Source organism: Inquilinus sp. OTU3971 (genome assembly GCF_038440215.1).
Genome location: NZ_JASATH010000018.1, coordinates 1 through 19,088, shown reverse-complemented (window position 1 = coordinate 19,088; position 19,088 = coordinate 1). Strand labels below are relative to the sequence as shown.

Genomic DNA, 19,088 nt, shown 5'->3' with positions numbered 1-19,088 from the left:
AGACGGGGGCGGGTTCGCCCCCGATCTCGTTTCAGCCCGATCTTGCTTCAGCCCCGCTCTCGTTTCAGGATGTCGGCCCCATGCCGAGGGCCAGCGGCGCCTCCGCCGGCTCGCCCCGCGACTGCAGCCATTTCGCCACGGCGCTGTACACCCCGCCGCACACGATCAGGGCCGCCCCGATCAGGCTGGCGGTCGCGATCTCCTCCTGGAAGACCAGGACGCTGAAGGCCGCCGCCCAGACGAAGATCGAGTAGTCGATCACCGCGACGTCGGAGACGCCGCTCAGCCGCAGCCCGCCGATATAAAGCAGGTTGGCCAGCCCGCCGGCCAGCCCGACGCCGATGAAGGGCAGCCAGTCGTCGGCGGCCGGCCAGACCCAGCCGGAGTGCAGAATCATGGCGCCGGACGCCACCACCATCACGGTGTTGCCCCAGATCGCGGTCACGATCGGCGGGTCCGCCTGCCCAGCCCGGCGCGTCGCCACCACGCCCAGGGCGTAGAACAGCGCCGACAGCACGGCGAGCAGGGCATAGAAATTCATCCCGTCGGTCGGCCGCACGATCAGCAGGCCGCCGGCCAGGGCGACGGCGATCGCGACATAGGTCTCCCGGCCCGCCGGCTCCCGCAGCACGGTGATGCCGAACAGCGCCATGAACACCGGCGCCGCCAGGGAGATCGCGGTCGCGTCGGCCAGCGACAGGCCGGACAGGCTGAGGAAGAAGGTGGCGCCGGCCGCCAGCACGAAGCCGCCGCGCAGCAGCTGAAGCAGCGGCTTGCTGGACCGCACCGCCTGCATCCCCTTGACCGTGCCCATGCGGTACTGGACCAGGATCGGCAGGTAACCGAACAGGGCGCGGATCAGGATGATCTCGGCGACCGGGTAGCTGCCGCTCAGATATTTGGCGAAGGCATCCATCGTGGCGAAGGCGCCGACGCCCAGGGCATAGAGCGCCAGTCCCTGCATCTGGCGGCGAGAGGTGCGCACGGTGAACGAGCCTTCTCAAATACGACTGCTGCCGAGGCCGGCACGAATGACGTCATCACAGCAGGCAATCATGGCCGCATTCGCGCCGGGCCGCGCTGAAATCGCGCCAAATTGCGGTCTTACCGTGGCGGGACTGTCTAGAACAGACTGAGCTGCCGGTCGGCCGGGCGCCGCGGCGCCGGGTCCGAGCGGCGATGGGCCAGCAGCTCGGCCTCGATCTCGCCGAGGAAGGGCGACGCCTCCAGCCGCACCGTGCCGCCACGCCAGCGCCGCTCGCGCGCCCGGCACAGGAACAGCCGGTCCATCGCCCGGGTCATGCCGACATAGAACAGCCGCCGCTCCTCCGCCGTCGCCGCCGGGTCGGCCTCGCCAAAGCGCAGCGGCAGCACGCCGTCCTCCAGGCCGAGGATGAACACCACCGGGAACTCCAGCCCCTTGGCGGCATGCAGGGTCAGGAGCGAGACCCGGTCGGCGCGCGGGTCCCAGAAATCCGCCTCGGTCGCCAGCGCCACCGCGGCCAGGAAGGCGGTACGATCGTCGCCGTCCTGCCGGCTGGCGATCAGCGACAGGCGCTGCAGCGCCGCGGTGGTCGTGGCCGGGTCGGCGCCATCGCGCCGCAGCCGCTCGGCCGTCCGCTGCAGAAGCTGCGGCAGCGGCCCCTCCTCCGCCTCCTGCGCCAGCGCCGCCAGCAGCGCCTGGACCGCCGGGTCCTCGGCCAGCGGCGCCAGCGAACTCCTCTTATAGGGCATGCCGCCGCGGCCCAGCGCCTCCGCCACCACCTCGGCCTGGGCGTCGGTGCGGTACAGCACGGCGATGTCGCCGAAGCCGAGCTGATCGTCCGCGCGGCCATCCGACCGGCCGCTGTCGATCGAGAAGAAGCTGTGGCCGCCCAGCAGGGCCTCGATCTCCGCCACCACGAACTCGGCCTCGGCCTTGTCGCTGGCGGCGGCGTGGACCGAGATGCGGTCCTGCATCGCCCGCACGATCTCGGCCGCCGGCTCTTCCCGCCCATCCGCTCCGATGAAGCGCGAGGCGGCGGTGACGATGGTGCCGGTCGAGCGATAGTTGCGCCGCAGCCGGATCACGGCGGCGCCGGGATGGTCGCGGTGGAAGCGGTCGAAGCAGGAGGCGTCGGCGCCGCGGAAGCCGTAGATCGCCTGGTCCGGGTCGCCGATGACGCAGAGATTGCCGCCCGACGGCACCAGCAGCGACAAGAGGCGCACCTGGCTGTCGTCGACATCCTGGAACTCGTCGACCGAGACGTGGCGAAACCGGTCGCGGGTGCGCGCAACCAGCCCGGGATCGCCCTCCAGCGCCGCGATGGTCTTGCCGACCAGGTCGTCGAAATCGATCCAGTTGCGCAGCGCCAGCGCCTCGTCATAGCGGGCCACCGCCTCGGCGAGGTCGAGATCGGCCGGCGCCCCGGTGCGCTTGGCGCGGGAGATCGCGCGCAGCAGCCGCTCGGCCTTGGTGCGGGACAGCTCCAGCACCTCCTGCATCAGGGCGGCGCGCTCCGCCTCCCCCGCCACCCGGAATTCGCGATGAAGGCCAGCAGCCTCGCCATGCTCGCGCAGGAAGGCCAGGCCGAGCGAATGGAACGTGTGGATCGGCATCCGCGCCGCCGCGCCGGGCAGCAGCGCCTCCAGCCGCTCGCGCATCTCCGCCGCCGCCCGGCGGGTGAAGGTGATGGCGAGGCAAGACTCCGGCGCCATGCCGCCGGCGATCAGGTGGGCGATGCGGTGGGTCAGCGTCCGGGTCTTGCCGGAGCCCGGCCCGGCGACGATCAGCAGCGGCCCCTCGACCCGCTCTGCCGCCGCCCGCTGATCGGGATCGAGCCGGTCGAGGAGGCTGAAGGCCGTCGCGTCGCGGACATTCGGAACCTCTACCCCCTCCCCTCCATCGTCATTCCCGCGCAAGCGGGAATCTCCCTCCGGTTCAGCCGAGACGAGATCCCCGCTTGCGCGGGGATGACGGGGTGAGGGTTGGGGTAAAGGCTCCGCCCGCCTCTGCGGCAGGTCGAACAGCAGGCCGCCAGCGGTGCGGCTCTTCAGCTCCTGCGGTTCGAACAGGCGGATCACACCGTATTCGCCGTCATAGCCGGCATCGCGGATCACCTGGCCCTTGCGCAGCCGGGCCACCGCCTCGGCCAGCAGCTCGCTCTCGGCGCGGGCGATGTCCTCGACCGGCAGCTCGCCGAGGATTCCCAGCTCCGCCCCCAATGTACCGACCAAGCGGTCATAGCTGCGCTCCACCGCCTTGCTGGCCGGGCCGCTTCCCAGCAGCTCGGACAGGATCTCGGGCAGCGGCACCAGGCTCGAGATCTCGCCGGCCGTCGGCGGCGGCAGCACCTCGGCCTCCCTGCGGTCGGCCAGCTTTTCGATCCGGTGCAGCACGCCAACCGTGACCGGCTGGCCGCAGACCGGGCAGCGCCCGTCCAGCGCCAGCGTCTCCTGCGGGCTCAGCCGGACATCGCATTTGCGGTGGCCGTCGGCGTGGTACTTGCCCTCCTCCGGGAAGAACTCGACCGTGCCGACATAGCCCTCGCCGGTCTCCAGCGCCCGGCGGATGGCGTGGTAGTCCGGGTCGCAGTCGAATTCCGTGGCCTCGCGCCCCAGCTTGCCCGGCGAATGCGCGTCCGAATTCGAGGTCAGGCGGTAGCGGTCGAGGAAGGAGATCCGCCAGTTCATCGCCGGGTCGGAGGACAGGCCGGTCTCGACCGCGAAGATATGGTCCGCCAGGTCGCCATAGCATTCGGCGATGGAATCGAAGCCGGATTGCGAGCCCAGCGCCGCGAACCAGGGCGTCCAGATATGCGCCGGCACCAGATAGGCATCGGGCCCGGAGGCCAGCGTGATCTCCAGCAGGTCGCGGGAATCGAGGCCGAGGATCGGCCGCCCATCCGAGGCGATGTTGCCGATCCGCGCCAGGCTGGCCTGCAGCCGGTCGATCGTGTCGAAATCCGGCCCGTAGATCAGGTGGTGGATCTTCCGGGTGCGGTCGCCCTTCTTGTAGATCGTCGAGATCTCGGTCGACAACATGAAGCGCACCGGCGTCCGGCACGGCGCCGGCAGCATCGCCATCACCGCGGCCTCGAGGTCCGGCCGCAGCCGGAACAGGCCAGGTGTGTCCGGCACCAGCTTGTCCTTCAGCTCGGCCAGCCAGACCGGGTGCACGCAGTCGCCGGTGCCGACCACGCCGATGCCCTTCCGCGCCGCACAATGCGCCAGATGCTCCAGGTCGAGGTCCCGGCTGGTCGCCCGCGAATGCTTGGAATGGACGTGCAGATCGGCGTGAAAGCGCATGTCGGCCCCGTGTCGCCGCGCCCGCGGATCGCCGTGCAGACTCGGGCGCCGATCGGGGAATGATAGGACGGCGAGCCAGGGTGGCAAACGCCCTCGGGCTACTCCGCCGAGACCGGCAGGAAGCGGGCGAAGGATTCCTCCACCGTCCGCCGCAGGATGTCGCGGTAGCGGGCGTGGCAGGCATGGTCGGGCGAGATGCGGCCGAACTCCGGCGCGCCCGCCGCCGCCATCGGCACCAGCACGATCGGCGACGCCACCGGCGTCAGCTGCGATCCGGGGCCGGCCTGCAGCGTGGTCAGGATGCCATGCATCTCGCCGGTGATGGTCGGCCGGCCCAGCACCGCCATCCGGTACTGCCCGTGGGTGTTGGTCACCAGGTAGATATGTCCGGATTGGTGCGGCACAGAGACGGTGCCGTGCTGGGTGAAGGCGGCGTCGACCCGCTCGGCCTCGCGGAAGGCCAGATGCGACCCGGCCTCGTCCCAGTGGATCTCGGTGCGGTAGGCGTAGATGGCGCGGCGGTCGCCGAAGGACGGCCGCAGCGTCAGATACACCCCTTCGATCCAGGACACGGCCGGCCGGGAGTAGGAGCCGAGCCCCTCCGGCGCCACCCCGACCGCCGCGGCCGGTCGCACGGCCGCAGTGGGGGCGGCCGGTTTCGCGTCCGGATGGCGCAGCTTGACGCCCAGCGCCTCCTCCAGCCGGATCAGCGTCGCCAGGGTGAAGGGCCGGCGCCCGGACAGGGCCTTCTCCAGCGTCGACAGGCTGATCTTCGCCTGGTCGGCCAGGAACTGACGGGAGATGCGGCGGCGCGCCAGCTCCTCCCGCACCAGGCCGGCGACGGCGTGGCTCTGCTCTTCCGACAGCTCGTGGTCGGCTGGGTGCGTCGACAACCCGACCAAGGCGCCCTCCTCCGCACAGATGCGCACCGATCCGCACAGGGCGGTGCGCAGCAAGACCTATCCCGGCCACCGCCTGCGGAACAAGCCGGATCATCACCGTGGCCGGACAGAGCCCGCCGGACCGACAAAAAACCCAGGCCGGATGGACGCCGGCCGAGGGTTCACGGAGGGTTCGATGAGTTCCATGACGAAGGAGGCGCCGGCGGGGCTGTGCCCGGCGCTGCAGTCCCGGTTCGGTCATGCGGCGCCGCTGCTGATGCTCTCCCTGCTGCTCGCGGTGCTAACCCTGGCGGTCGGCGGGCGCGCCGCCAGGGCCGAGCTCGGGCCGGCGCTGGTGACGCCGGGCGAGATGCAGTCCGGCGCGCTACTGTTCCGCGCCAATGAGAAGGGCCGCTATGTCGAGGCGCCGCGGCTCGGCACCGATGTCGAGCTCACGGTCAGCGGGCCGACGGCGCGAGCCCATGTCACCCAGGTGTTCCAGAACCCGACCGACCAGTGGGTCGAGGCCGTCTATGTCTATCCGCTGCCGGAGGACGGCGCGGTCGACACCCTGAAGATGGTGGTCGGCGACCGCGTCATCACCGGCGACATCGCCGCCCGCGAGGAGGCCCGCCGCACCTATGAGGCGGCGAAACAGGCCGGCCAGACCGCCGGGCTGGTCGAGGAGGAGCGGCCGAACCTGTTCATCACCTCGGTCGCCAATGTCGGCCCGGGCGAGACCGTGCTGATCCGGATCGAGTACCAGGAGACCGTACACCAGTCGGGCGACCGGTTCTCGCTGCGCGTGCCGCTGGTGGTGGCGCCGCGCTACAACCCCGCGCCGGTGGCGCAGTCGGTCGACTTCCAGCCCGGCCAGGGCGGCTGGGGCCAGACCACCGATCCCGTCCCGGACCGCGACCGCATCACCCCGCCGGTGCTGGACCCGCGCGACAAAGCGCCGGTCAATCCGGTCACCCTGAAGGTCCGGCTGCAAGCCGGTTTCCCGCTGGGCGAGGTGGTCAGCGCCAATCATGCGGTCGACATTGAGACCCAGGGTCCGGACAGTCGCGTGGTCACGATGAAGGGCCCGGTCCCGGCCAATCGCGACTTCGAGCTGAGCTGGACCGCGGCGGCCGGCGCTGCGCCCTCGGTCGGGCTGTTCCGCGAAAAGGTCGCCGGCGACGACTACGTCCTGGCCTTCGTCACCCCGCCGGCCGTGCCGCAGGCCTCGGACAAGCGGCCGCGCGACGTGGTGTTCGTGATCGACAATTCCGGCTCGATGGGCGGTGCCTCGATGGACCAGGCCAAGTCCAGCCTGCTCTATGCCCTCGGCCGCCTGTCCCCCACCGACCGCTTCAACGTGGTGCGCTTCGACGACACGCTCGACATACTGTTCCCGGATGTAGTGCCGGCCGATGCCGAGCATGTCGGCCGGGCCAAATCCTTCGTCTCCGGCCTGGAAGCGTCGGGCGGCACCGAGATGGTGCCGGCGATGCGGGCGGCGCTGACGGAGCACAATGGGGCCGACCGCGGTGATGCTGGCCGCGCCCGCCTGCGCCAGGTGGTGTTCCTGACCGACGGCGCCATCGGCAACGAGCAGCAGCTGTTCGACACCATCGCCAGCATGCGCGGCCGGTCGCGGGTGTTCATGGTCGGCATCGGCTCCGCCCCCAACACCTTCCTGATGAGCCGCGCCGCCGAGTTGGGCCGCGGCACCTTCACCCAGATCGGCGCGCCCGATCAGGTGGAGGAGCGGATGCGCAGCCTGTTCGAGAAGCTGGAGAGCCCGGTCGTCACCAACCTGTCGGCGGGTTTCTCAGCCGGCGCCGCCGACGCGACGCCGGAGACGCTGCCCGACCTGTATCGCGGCGAGCCGGTGGTGCTGGCGGCCAAGCTGGCCGCGCTGTCCGGCACGATCGAGGTCAAGGGCATGATCGGCGAACGGCCCTGGGTCGTCACGCTGCCGGTGGCGCAGGCGGCGAAAGGCGAAGGTCTGTCCAAGCTTTGGGCGCGGCGCAGGATCGCCGATGCCGAGGTGGCGCAGACCCTGGGCCAGATCGGCCCGGAGCAGGCCGACCAGCGGATCCTGTCCCTGGCGCTGCAGCACCATCTGGTGACGCGGCTGACCAGTCTGGTCGCGGTCGACAGGACGCCGCGCCGGCCGGACGGGGCGGTGCTGAGCCGCAACGACATCCCGCTGAACCTCCCCGCCGGCTGGGATTTCGACAAGGTCTTCGGCGCCAGGCCCAAGCCCGAGTTCCGCCAGGCCGGCCTGCTGCTGCCCGCCGCCGCCCGCTCCAGCGCTCCGGCAGCCGCGGCCAAGCCGGTGCCGGTCGAGGATGTGGTGCTGCCGCAGACCGCGACCGACGCCGAGCTGCGGATCATCGCCGGCCTCCTGCTGGTGCTGGCCGGGCTGGCGGTCTTCGGGTTCGGCCGCCGGTCGACGGGAGGCCGGGCATGAACGCGACCCTGCCGTTGTCTCACCCTCTGGCCGGGCAGAGCCTGCCCCGGCCGCGTCGGCCGAAATCCCGGCTGGTCGCCCTCCTCCTCGTCCTGGCCGGTCTGGTGCTGGCCGGCCAGGGCGTCTGGATCCATGCCAAGGCGATGCTGGCGCAACTGCTGCTGGACCGCGCCTTCGCCGAGACGCTGGAAACCGGCCGGGCGGTGAAGCCCTGGCCCTGGGCCGATACCTGGCCGGTGGCACGGATCGACCTGCCGCGGCTGGGCCGGAGCGCCATCGCCCTGGCCGGCGCCAGCGGCCAAGCCCTGGCCTTCGGCCCCGGCCATGTCCAGGACACGCCGGAGGCCGGCGACCCCGGCACCGCGGTCTACGCCGCCCATCGCGACACACATTTCCGGGTGCTGCGCGACGTCAAGCCGGGCGACACGATCGCCGTCACCCGCCGCGACGGGCGCCGCGTGACCTTCCGGGTCACCAGCGCCCGGGTGGCGGTCTGGGACGTCTCCGGCATCGACCCGCGGGCGCCGGGCCGCAACCTGGTGCTGGCCACCTGCTGGCCCTTCGACGCCACCACCCGCGGCCCTTACCGCTATCTGGTGGAGGCGGAGGAGGCTGAGACAGCGGTGGCGGATGCGGCTACAGCCCAGCAACGGTGAGGGCCGGCAAGCCGGCCCTACCGGGTCGGCTGCAGCGTGTACATCAGTGTGCCGTAGCCGAGCTGGTCGTAGCCGCCGCTGTTGGGGCCGTAATTGCCGCCGCCACCCTCGGGGCGGAGCTTGGCGGCAAAGGCGGCGACATGCGGGGCCTTGAACCCCTTGAGCACCACATAGTGGTTGTACAGCAGCTCCCAGGCCGGCCGCTCGTTGCCGCGGCCGGCGCTGGAGATCTCCGGCTGGGTGACGTCGCTGTTCGTGTAGGTCGTGTAGGGGACCCTCTCGCCCAGATTGTAGGCGGCCACGTATTCGGCCCCCCTGAGGACGCGGGCGTTGTCGTAGTTGAACAGGTCGGTCCCCTGGTTCCACGCCATCTGGCACAGGGCGCCGACCAGGGCGATGTCGAGCGAGGCGTGGCCCTGGTCGCGGCCGCTCTCCTGCACCTGCCCCATGGCGTGGCCCGGGTAGAGCTTCCAGACCAGATGCTCCACCGAGCCGTTGCCGGCGCCGGACTTGAAATAGGAGATGGCCTCGGCATAGAGGTCGCGCCGGTCCGTCAGCACGCCGATCGCCAGGATCGAGGCCATCTGCGCCAGGTCCCAATTGGCCCAATAGTGATCGATCCGGGCGTTGTTGTGACGCACCAGGAAGTCGTGGTTGATCGGATAGAACACGGTCAGCATCATGCTTTGGAAGCGCTTGAAATCCGCCGCGGACCAGCCGGAATAGCCGCGCATCAGCTCGGCCGCATTGGCGAATTCATAGCCGTAGATGCCGGCGGCCAGGGCGGCGTCGGAGGTGCCGCGGATCGCGGTCAGCGTGCCCGACCAGGCGTTCATGATCTCCACCGCCTTGTCGGCGTAGCGGCTGTCGCCACTGATCTTCCAGCGCAAGGCCAGGGCGTAGGCGGCGGCGACGTCGTTGTACAGCAGCGAGTAGTTCTCGGAGTGCACGCCGTCATAGCCGCGGTAGACCACCGCCTGCGGCCGCGCCGTCCAGAACAGCGAGGCGTGCCCGTTGGCGGTCAGCCGGTTCCAGCCGTCCTGCCAGGGCTGGGTGCTGGCGACCAGCCGGGTCTTGATCCGGCTGAAATCCGCGTCGGTGTGGAGCAGGCCCGGATGCGTGAACGGCCGGTTCGCCGCCACCGCGCCGGCGGAGGGGAGCGCCACCGCGGCCGAGAGCAGCGCCACGGCAATGCAGCGGCGCAGGATCGCCCGCCCGGAGCGCAGGATGGCTGTGCTGGTCTTCATCGATCTGCTTTCGTCGTTGGAAGGTCGGTGGACCGGCACCGGACGGCGCCACCGAAAGCCTTTACCGAGAGTCGGGACGGAATGGGAGTTCCGTGAGCGATGCAGCCTCCGCCGTCCCCAGGTGGTGTAGAGTGCCGCCAGCGCAGGGAGGCGACGGGTTGGCCACGGAGCTGGAGATCACGACGGATCGACGCGCCGCACGCGCCCGGCACCGCACCATCCCGCTGTCCGGCACGCTGGCCGTGGTGATGGCCGGGCTGGTGGCGCTGACCGCGATCGACGTGCTGGCCGTGTTCTGGTTCATGACCGCCGGCACCACCCGCGATCTGCTGGGCCGGGCGGCGCAGCTCGGGCTCGATTCGGTCCAGGCCCGGATCGCCGACCGCTTCATCCCGGTCGAGGACCAGCTCGCCTTCCTGTCGCGGCGGATCGCCTCCGGCGAGGTGGACCCGACCGACGGCGCGGCGCTGGACCGGCTGATGACCGACGCCCTGGCCGGCACGCCGCAGGTCCGGGTGTTGTCCCTGACCAGCCCGGACGGCACGATCCGCGGCGTCACCCAGGGGCCGCACGGCGTCTTCACCTTCGCCGACACGATCCACCGCGACGACGAGCGGCAGGAAATCGAGGAAGCGCGCGGGCGCCAGGACGCTTATTGGGGCCCGGTCCATTTCGTGCCGGCGGAGGTGATGCGCACCTCGGTCGCCAACCTGCACCGGCCGGTGCATGCCGGCGACCGCTTCGTCGGGGTGCTGACCGCCACGATCACGGTCGACGCCCTGTCCGACCATCTGCGGACGATCGCGGAGGCCAATCCCGGCACCACGCCCTTCATCCTGTACGGCCGCGACCGGGTGCTGGCGCATCCCGCCATCGCCGCGGACCGCCCGGCGCTGTCGCCCGAGCACCCGTTGCCGCTCTTGAACGAGGTCGGCGACCCGTTCCTGGCGGCACTGTGGACCGAGGGGCAGCCCGAGACCGTCGGCGAGGCCGCCGACCTGGAGGCCCGCGTGGTGCGGCTGGGCAACGACGGCCGCGTCATCCTGACCCGCACCGTCGATGGTTACGCCCCGCGGCCGCTGATCGTCGGCGTCGAGGTGCCGGTCTCGACCCTGGACAAGCCGACCGACGACCTGCTGCATGCCGGGCTAGCCGGCTTGGCCGTGCTGCTGATCGCCATTCTGGTCGCGATCGCCGTCAGCCGCGCCATCGCCCGCCCGGTCGGCGCCATGGCGCGTGAGGTGCGGGCCGTCGGCTCGCTCGACTTCGCGTCCCTGCGTCCCCTGCCCGGCAGCCTGTTCTCCGAGCTGAACGAGCAGGCCCGCGCCTACAACACCATGCTGACCGGGCTGCGCTGGCTCGAGACCTACGTGCCGAAGTCGCTGGTGCGGCGCCTATTGCGCGGCGGCGGCGCCATGCCCTCCACCGAGCGGGTGGTGACGGTGATGTTCACCGACATCGTCGACTTCACCGCGGTGGCGGAACGGATGCCGGCGGCCGAGGTCGCTGCCATGCTGAACGCCCATTTCGACCTGCTGGGCCGCTGCGTCGAGGCCGAGGGCGGCACCATCGACAAGTTCATCGGCGACTGCGTCATGGCCTTCTGGGGCGCGCCGGACGATCAGCCGGACCATGCCGACCGCGCCCTGCGCGCCGCCCGCGCCATCGCCGCGGCGGTGGTGGCGGACAATGGGGAGCGGCGCGGCCGCGGCCTGGCGCCGCTACAGGTGCGGATCGGCCTGCACAGCGGCCCGGTGGTGGCCGGCAACATCGGCATGAGCGGCCGGTCCGGCTACACCATCGTCGGCGACGCGGTGAATCTCGGCAACCGGCTGGAGCAGCTGGGCAAGGCGGTCGCGCCGGCCGACGAGATCGTGGTGCTGGCCAGCGGCGAGATGGTGGCGCTGGCGGCCGACGACCGGTCCGGCCTGCGCAGCCTCGGCCTCCAGGCTATTCCGGGACGCCGGACCGAAATCGAGATCTTCCGGCTGGAGGGTCCGCCTCCGCCCGGCCAGCCCTGAGGCCCGCCATGCTCGACCATGTCTCGATCACCGTCTCCGACCTCGCCGCGGCGGAGCGCTTCTACGATTCGGTGCTGGCGGCGCTCGGCGTGGCCAAGGTCGGCGTCCTGCCCGCCGAGGCCTGGATCGGCTACGGCGAGCGCAGCGACGCCGACCATCCGGAGCGGAGCTACCTGTCGATCCGGCTCGGGCCCCGGCCGGAGGACGCACCGCGCCGCCACTGGTGCTTCAAGGCGCCGAGCCGGACGGCGGTGGAGGCGTTCTGGCACGCCGGCCTGGCCCATGGCGGCCGCGACAACGGCGCCCCGGGCCTGCGGCCGGAGTACCACCCCAGCTACTACGCCGCCTTCCTGCTCGACCCCGACGGCAACCGGATCGAGGCGGTATGCCATCGGGCTGGATGATCGATGGAAGCCGGCCGTCCAGGATCACCGGGGTCCGCCGGCCGGATAAAAAGACGCCGCCCTCGAGTGATCGGGGGCGGCGCGGTACCGCCTGCCGCTACAGTACGAAGTCGGAGGCCACCAGACCGATGGCGCCGGTGAGCTGGATGTGGAAGTCGCTGACCTTGTCGCCGTTGACGTCGCCGGCAACGGTGGTGACGCCGGGGGCGGTGAAGGCGAAGCGCAGCTGGCCGGCGACGCCGGTGTAGAGACCGGTGCCGATGAAGCTGAAGCCCTGGTCACCGGCGGCGGCGCTGTCGGCGTCGATCAGGTGCAGGTCGATCTTGTCCGCCTGGGCATGGCTGAAGTCGGTGATGACGTCGGCATTGGCTCCCAGGCCGCTGTCGCCGAGGGTGATGAAGTAGAATTCGTCGGCGCCGGCACCGCCGCTCAGCGTGTCCTTGCCGGCCCCGCCGAGGAGACCATCGTTGCCGTTCCAGCCCTGCAGCACATTGGCACCAGCCTTCCCCTCCAGGCCGTCGTGGCCCTGGCTGCCGGAGAGATTCTCGATCCCCTTCAGGGTATCGCCCGCGGCGAAGCCGCCGCTGCCGAAGCCGGTGGTGAGGCTGACCGAAACCCCGACCGAGCTCTCAAAGTAGCTGGCGGTATCGATCCCGTCGCCGCCGTCGAGCGCGTCGGCCCCTTCCCCGCCGCGGAGCACGTCGTTGCCGGCCATCCCGTTCAGCGCGTCGGCACCGTCCAGACCGCTCAGCGTGTCGTGCCCGCCGTAGCCGCTCAGGACATTGGCGACCGCCGAGCCGGTCAGGACGTCGTCGAAGGTGCCGGTGCCGCGGATGTTCTCGATGCCGGCGCCGATCACGTCGCCTTGGGCGTCGCCGCCCGACGCGGCCAGCGTCGTCAGGTTCACCGTCACCGCCGCCGCGCCGTTGTAATTGATGGTGTCGATCCCGGCGCCGCCGATCAGCGTGTCCGCGCCGGCCCCGCCTTCCAGAAGGTCGTCGGCCGCGCCGCCGTCGAGCCTGTCGTTGCCGGCCAGGCCGGTCAGCGTGTCGGCACCGCCCTCGCCCTTCAACTGGTTGGCCGCCGCCGATCCCTTCAGGACGTCGCCGAGACCGCTGCCGAAGATGTTCTCGATATCGGCGCCGATCGCGTCGCCCTGGGCGTCGCCGCCGGAGCCGGTGCCGCCGATGGTGACGTTCACCCCAACCGCAGAGCCGGTATAGTGGATCCAATCGATGCCGCTGCCACCGTTCAACACGTCGGCGCCGGCGCCGCCGGTCAGGGTGTCGTGATCGGCACCGCCGTTGAGCGTATCATTGCCGGCCATGCCGGACAGGAAATCGTCGAGCCCGCCGCCGCTCAGGACATTGGCCAGGGTGGAGCCGGTCAAGATGTCGTTGGCGCCCGTGCCCTCGATGTTCTCGACGGTGTCGCTGATCGAGTCGCCCTGGGCTTCGCCGCCGGAGCCGGTGCCGCCGATGGTGACCGACACGCCGAACATTCCGCCGTACCGGATCGTATCGATGCCACCGCCGCCGTGCAGAGTGTCCGCGCCGACGCCGCCGACCAGGATGTCATTGTCCGCGCCGCCGCCCAGCGTGTCGTCGCCGCCCAGCCCGTACAGCGTGTCGTCACCGGCGAAGCCGGAAATCGTATCGGCGGCCACGGTGCCGTCGAGCTCGTTGTCGTTATTGTCGCCCTGGATGATAGCCATGATCTGTTTCCCCCTTCTGAATATGGGCGGCCTTCGTCGGCTCTACCGAGCGAGCGCCGCGTGGTTGCTCATCCGCGCCTCGGCCCCCGATGCGCGGTCCGCCCTGAAATTGCTGTTGGAGAGCGCCGGCCCTGATGATCGGGCCGGCGCGGGCCGCTACAGCACGAAGTCGGAGGCCACCAGACCGATGGCGCCGGTGAGTTGGATGTGGAAGTCGCTGACCTTGTCGCCGTTGACGTCGCCGGCGATGGTGGTGACGCCGCCGTTCACGGCATAGCGCAGCTGGCCGGCCACGCCGGTGTAGAGGCCGGCGCCGATGAAGCTGAAGGCCTGGTCGCCGGCAACCGCGGTGCTGGCGTCGATCGCCGCCAGGTCGATGCGGTCGGCTTGGGCGTGGCTGAAGTCGGTGATGACGTCGGCATTGGCCCCGACCACGCTGTCGCCGGGGGCGGTGAACTGGAAGTGATCGCCCCCGGCACCGCCGGTAAGCGTGTCCTTGCCGGTGCCGCCGACGAGGACATCGTTGCCGGCCCCGCCCAGGAGGGCATCATTGCCGTTCCAGCCCTGCAGCGTGTTGGCGCCGCCGTCCCCGGCCAGGGTATCTCCGCCCTGGCTGCCGGAGAGCTTCTCTATGCCGGTCAGGGTGTCACCCTGGGCATCACCGCCGCTGCCCTTGCCGGTGGCGAGGCTGACCGAGATTGCGGTCGAGCTGGTGAAGTAGCTCGCGGTGTCGATGCCGATGCCGCCGGCCAGCGCGTCGGCACCTTCCCCGCCGCGGAGCACGTCGTCGCCGGCCATCCCGTCCAGCGTATCGGCGCCTCCCAACCCGTTCAGCGTGTCGTGCCCGCCATAGCCCTCCAGGACATTGGCGACCGCCGAGCCGGTCAGCACGTCATTGAAGACGCCGGTGCCGCGGATGTTCTCGATGCCGGCGCCGATCACGTCGCCCTGGGCGTCGCCGCCCGATGCCGTCAGCGTCGTCAGATTCACCGTCACCGCCGCCAGGCCGTCATAGTCGATGGTGTCGATCCCGTCGCCGCCGGCCAGCGTGTCTGCGCCGGCACCGCCGTCCAGGAAATCGTCGCCGGATCCGCCTTCGAGCGTGTCGGCGTCAGCGCCGCCTTCCAGATGATCGTCCTCGGCTCCGCCGTTGAGCATGTCCGCGCCGGCGCCGCCTTGCAGAAGATCGTCGTCATAGCTGCCGTAGAGCAGGTCGTCACCGGCCATGCCGTTCAGTGTGTCGGCGCCGCCGCCGCCGTTCAGCCTGTTGGCTGTCGCCGCCCCCTTCAGGACGTCGTCGAAATTGGTGCCCGAGACCTCCTCGATGTCGGCGCCGATGGTGTCGCCCTGGGCGTCGCCGCCGGAGCCGCTGCCGCCGATGGTGACGTTCACCCCGGTCGGCGAGCCGACATAGACGATCCAGTCGATGCCGGTGCCGCCGATCAGCACGTCGGCCCCGGCACCGCCATCCAGCAGATCATCGCCGTAACCGCCGACGAGTGCATCGTCGCCGCCGAGGCCGGTCAGATGATCGCCGCCGCCGAGGCCGGTCAGCACATTGGCCGCGGCAGAGCCGGTCAGGATGTCGTCGTGGCCCGAGCCCTCGATGTTCTCGACGCTGGCGCCGATAAGATCGCCCTCGGCGTCGCCATAGAGGCCGACGCTGCCGATGGTGACGCTCACGCCGACATACCAGTTCCACTCATAGCTGACCGTGTCGATGCCGTCGCCGCCGGCCAGCGCGTCCGCGCCGGCGCCGCCGACGAGGAAGTCGTCGCCGTCGCCGCCGTTCAGCTGGTCGTCGCCGTCCATCCCATGCAGGATGTCGCCGCCGCCGAGGCCTTTGATCTTGTCGTCGATCGCGGTGCCGGTGAGGTCGTTGGCGTTGTCGTCGCCATTGATGATGGCCATGGTAAGGTCCCCTTCGAAAAACGGGCGGCGTTCGTCGGCCCCACCGATCGAGCGCCGCATGGTTGCGCAGCCGCGCCTTCGGCCCCCGAAGCGCGGTCCACTCGGAAATCTGCTGCTGGAAAATCGCCGGGCCCCTCGTGGAACGAGTGCTCCGGCCGCGCTGATTGTGGCCCGTCGTTGACGACGTCTCCAGCCGCCCTGTCCGCGGTCGCCGCGACCCGTCAGGATCGCGTTTGCCGGCCGGCTTCGCGAAGACCGGTCGGCGCAGTGTCCCCAAGGGCATGCGCGCTGCATGCGGTCCCAGGGGCGATGATCTTCGTCATCGCTTGTTCGAGTGCGCCGGACTCCATTGCGGCGACATCCGCAATAAACGGCAAAACCGGGATCAGCCGCTATCCCTTTTGCGCAACCGCTGGACCGGAAACGCAGGAATGTTCGTGCCTGAAATCTGGTCTTCCGGGCCGCCTGACCGCGGGGACTCGGGGTCCCGGCCCGCCGTCCGGCGGGACAGTATGGCGACCGGCTCCGCTCCGGCCGCTATCCCTTTCGCGCAGCGATTGCTCCGAAACCGCGGCAATGTTAGCGTCGATCTGCATATAGACATATTTTCAGTCGCGTTCGCACCGGCGGGTCACATGCCGGACGGCGCGGGGGGTTCTTGATGCGGGGACGCGGTGTCCGCCGCGGCTGACCCGGCTGCGGCGCGGGGGGCATGGACGGTTGCGGCGCAGAAGGTCACCGAGCTCGACGAGATCCGGGCTGCGGTCTCCGGCTCCATCGAGCCGCACGGGATCGAGCGCATCGGCCAGCCCAGGCCCTTCGACGCCCACAACAAGTTCGGCGAGATCGGCGGGCTGCGGCTGGTTCAGCTGCGCTACGGTGTCGACGTCCTGATCGACCGCCACGAGACCCAGGCGACCAACGGCGTCCTGGTCGAGACCCCGCTGACCGGCCATTCCGAGACCACCAGCGGCCGCCAGTCGGTGGTCTCGACGCCGGCGCTGGCGACGGTGCTGGCGCCGCATCTGCCGACCCGGATCCATTACAGCCACGACTGCGAGAAGTTCGTGCTGCGCATCGACCGCCACCGGCTGGCGCGGCATTGCGAGGCGCTGCTCGGCCGCGAGCTGCGCCGCCCGCTGGAGTTCGAGCTCGGCTTCTCGATGACCGAGGGCGGCGGCCGGGACTGGCTGCAGCTGATGCGCCACATGCAGGCGGCGATCGAGCGGGAGAGCCTGCTGCTGCGCGCGCCGCTGGCCGCGGCGCAGTTCGAGCAGCTGGTGATGACCACCCTGCTGCTGGGTCAGCAGCACAACCACAGCGAGCTGTTCCAACAGCCGCAGGCGACGCTGGCGCCGTTCTACGTCAAGCGGGCCGAGGCCTATATCGAGGCCAATCTCGACCAGCCGCTATCGGTTGCGGAGCTGGCGGCGCAGGCCGGGGTCAGCGCCCGCAGCCTGCAGGCCGGCTTCCAGCAGTATCGCGGCACCACGCCGATGGCGTATCTGCGGGAGCTGCGGCTGAAGCGCGTGCACGAGGCCCTGCTGTCGGCCGATCCGCTGCGCAGCTCGGTGACCGACATCGCCCTGCAATGGGGCTTTGGCCATCTCGGCAAGTTCTCCGTTGCCTACAAGCAACGCTTCGGCGAGAGCCCAAGCACCACCTTCCGCCGCTGGCGCTGACGACAGGATCTCTGTCGGACAACGCCGGCCCCGCCCCTACAGCCCCACCGCCCCCGGCGGGGCCAGGGACAGGCGGCGGGCGGCGGCGATCAGGGTGTCGAGCAGATCCTGTCGCCGCGCCTCCGGCGTGTCCAGCGGGGTAACCAGGCACAGCGTCGCCACCGCCCGCGCGTCGTGGTCCACCACCGGCGCCGCCAGGCAGCAGGTGAAGCGGTCGACCAGCTCCTCGGTCACGGCATAGCCGCGCGCCCGCGCCGCCTCGGTCTCGGCGACGAATTCCGCCGGGTCGATCCGCTCGCCCGAGGGCAGCGTGAAATCCTCGGCCGGGATGAAATCGGCGATCTCGGCCGCGCCCAGATGCGCCACCAGCAGGCGGCCGGAGGCGGTCCAGGGGATCGGCAGCCGGATCCCGACCTCGGAGGTGATGCGGAAGGTGCGGCGCCCGGGCTCGTTCAGCATCACCACGTATTTGTCGCCGTCGAGCATGCAGAACTGCGCCGTCTCGCCGGTCTCGGTGGCCAGCCCCAGCACCTCGCGCCGGGCCCGGCTCAGCAGGTCGACGCCGGCGACATAGGTCTGGGCGTAGTAGTGCACGGCGCGGCCGAAGAACACCGCCCCGCCGTCGCCCGCCGGCTCCAGGATCCCGGCCGCGGTCAGCCGGCCGACGATCTCGTACAGGGTCGAGCGCGGGGCGCCGATCGCCTTGGCCAGCTCGCCCATCCGCACCGGCCCGCGCCGCGCCTGCAGATGCTCCAGGATCGCCACCGCCCGGTCGATGCCGCGCTCCCGGCTGGTTGTCCCGGCCATGACTTCCCCTTCGCCGCGTTGGATTGCATTCGCCTCAAGCCGAGCCTATCGTACCGGTTGTCCGACATACAAGATCATTGTCCAATATACCGGACAAGAAACATGGAGGCTGAGATGCGCATCGTGACCCGGACCCTGCTCTCCGTCAGCGCCGCCGCCCTGCTGCTGGGCACCGCCGGCGGTGCCGTGGCGGCCGACAAGCTCCAGGAGGTGCTGAGCCGCGGCAAGCTGATCGTCGGCACCGGCAGCACCAACCCGCCCTGGCATTTCAAGACCGAGCAGGGCGATCTGGCCGGCTTCGACATCGACATGGCGAAGATCATCGCCAAGGGCCTGTTCAACGACCCGAGCAAGGTCGAGTTCGTGGTCCAGTCCTCCGATGCCCGCATCCCGAACCTGACCACCGACAAGGTCGACATCACCTGCCAGTTCATCACCGTCACCGCCGCCCGGGCGCAGCAGGTGAACTTCACCATCCCCTACTACCGGGAAGGCGTCGGCCTGCTGCTGATGAAGGACGGCAAGTACAAGAGCTATGACGAGCTCAAGGCGGCCGGCAGCGGCGTCACCGTCTCGGTGCTGCAGAACGTCTATGCCGAGGCCATGGTGCATGCGGCGCTGCCCGAGGCGGCGGTCGACCAGTATGAGAGCACCGACCTGATGTACGAGGCGCTGAACTCCGGCCGCGCCGACGCCGCCGCCACCGACGTGTCGTCGCTGCGCTGGTTCATGAAGCAGAACCCGGACCGCTATCTCGACGCCGGCTATGGCTGGAACCCGCAGACCTATTCCTGCGCCGTGAAGAAGGGCGACCAGGACTGGCTGAACTTCGTCAACACTGCGCTGCACGAGGCGATGACCGGGGTCGAGTACGACACCTACGCCGCCTCCTTCGAGCAGTGGTTCGGCCAGCGCCCGCCGGCCCCGGCGATCGGCTTCCCGACCGAGATGCGGTGAGACTCGGATCTCGGAGGTCTGCGCCAGCCCCCTCACCCTCCCCGCCCCACCCGGGCGGGC

Annotated in this window: 13 protein-coding genes; 6 read left to right on the top strand and 7 right to left on the bottom strand. The window is 70.5% G+C overall.

Annotation, left to right across the window (positions count from 1 at the left end):
* Positions 1-64: 64 nt before the first annotated feature.
* From AAHM41_RS06880 to AAHM41_RS06870, 3 genes are all read right to left on the bottom strand, one after another.
* On the bottom strand, positions 65-985 hold the full coding sequence (locus AAHM41_RS06880; RefSeq protein ID WP_342235779.1) for a DMT family transporter: 921 nt from the start codon (positions 983-985) through the stop codon (positions 65-67).
* A gap of 137 nt (positions 986-1,122) precedes the next feature.
* On the bottom strand, positions 1,123-4,287 hold the full coding sequence (locus tag AAHM41_RS06875) for a UvrD-helicase domain-containing protein (protein WP_342235778.1): 3,165 nt from the start codon (positions 4,285-4,287) through the stop codon (positions 1,123-1,125).
* A gap of 98 nt (positions 4,288-4,385) precedes the next feature.
* Positions 4,386-5,243, bottom strand: coding sequence for a helix-turn-helix domain-containing protein (locus tag AAHM41_RS06870; RefSeq protein WP_342235777.1), 858 nt, complete (start codon positions 5,241-5,243; stop codon positions 4,386-4,388).
* A 121-nt stretch (positions 5,244-5,364) separates the two neighbouring features.
* Here AAHM41_RS06870 and AAHM41_RS06865 point away from each other — a divergent pair, with 121 nt between their 5' ends.
* Together AAHM41_RS06865 and AAHM41_RS06860 are read left to right on the top strand one after the other, a co-directional pair.
* Entirely contained in the window at positions 5,365-7,629 is a 2,265-nt protein-coding gene (locus AAHM41_RS06865; RefSeq protein ID WP_342235776.1) for a marine proteobacterial sortase target protein, read from the top strand.
* Complete coding sequence (locus AAHM41_RS06860) at positions 7,626-8,285, top strand: class GN sortase (protein ID WP_342235775.1); 660 nt, start codon at positions 7,626-7,628, stop codon at positions 8,283-8,285. The genes AAHM41_RS06865 and AAHM41_RS06860 overlap by 4 nt, the downstream gene beginning before the upstream one ends.
* A gap of 17 nt (positions 8,286-8,302) precedes the next feature.
* Here AAHM41_RS06860 and AAHM41_RS06855 read toward each other — a convergent pair whose 3' ends face one another.
* Complete coding sequence (locus AAHM41_RS06855) at positions 8,303-9,532, bottom strand: alginate lyase family protein (RefSeq protein WP_342235774.1); 1,230 nt, start codon at positions 9,530-9,532, stop codon at positions 8,303-8,305.
* A 158-nt stretch (positions 9,533-9,690) separates the two neighbouring features.
* Here AAHM41_RS06855 and AAHM41_RS06850 point away from each other — a divergent pair, with 158 nt between their 5' ends.
* Positions 9,691-11,553: an adenylate/guanylate cyclase domain-containing protein gene (locus tag AAHM41_RS06850; RefSeq protein WP_342235773.1), complete on the top strand. Its 1,863-nt coding sequence runs from the start codon at positions 9,691-9,693 to the stop codon at positions 11,551-11,553.
* Positions 11,554-11,561: 8 nt separating this feature from the next.
* Positions 11,562-11,957, top strand: a complete 396-nt coding sequence (locus AAHM41_RS06845) for a VOC family protein (RefSeq protein WP_342235772.1) — start codon at positions 11,562-11,564, stop codon at positions 11,955-11,957.
* A 97-nt stretch (positions 11,958-12,054) separates the two neighbouring features.
* Here the strand turns inward: AAHM41_RS06845 and AAHM41_RS06840 are convergent, their stop codons facing one another.
* Together AAHM41_RS06840 and AAHM41_RS06835 are read right to left on the bottom strand one after the other, a co-directional pair.
* The gene (locus AAHM41_RS06840; protein WP_342235771.1) at positions 12,055-13,671 is read right to left on the bottom strand and encodes a calcium-binding protein; all 1,617 of its coding nucleotides are present in this window, start codon (positions 13,669-13,671) and stop codon (positions 12,055-12,057) included.
* A 156-nt stretch (positions 13,672-13,827) separates the two neighbouring features.
* On the bottom strand, positions 13,828-15,582 hold the full coding sequence (locus AAHM41_RS06835) for a calcium-binding protein (protein WP_342235770.1): 1,755 nt from the start codon (positions 15,580-15,582) through the stop codon (positions 13,828-13,830).
* Positions 15,583-16,256: 674 nt separating this feature from the next.
* Between AAHM41_RS06835 and AAHM41_RS06830 the strand changes: the two genes are divergently transcribed.
* Positions 16,257-17,264: an AraC family transcriptional regulator gene (locus AAHM41_RS06830; protein WP_342235769.1), complete on the top strand. Its 1,008-nt coding sequence runs from the start codon at positions 16,257-16,259 to the stop codon at positions 17,262-17,264.
* Positions 17,265-17,300: 36 nt separating this feature from the next.
* Here AAHM41_RS06830 and AAHM41_RS06825 read toward each other — a convergent pair whose 3' ends face one another.
* On the bottom strand, positions 17,301-18,071 hold the full coding sequence (locus tag AAHM41_RS06825) for an IclR family transcriptional regulator (protein ID WP_342235768.1): 771 nt from the start codon (positions 18,069-18,071) through the stop codon (positions 17,301-17,303).
* A 114-nt stretch (positions 18,072-18,185) separates the two neighbouring features.
* On the opposite strand from AAHM41_RS06825, the gene AAHM41_RS06820 reads away from it, so the two are divergent.
* Positions 18,186-19,028: a transporter substrate-binding domain-containing protein gene (locus AAHM41_RS06820; RefSeq protein ID WP_342235767.1), complete on the top strand. Its 843-nt coding sequence runs from the start codon at positions 18,186-18,188 to the stop codon at positions 19,026-19,028.
* The last annotated feature ends 60 nt before the right edge of the window (positions 19,029-19,088 follow it).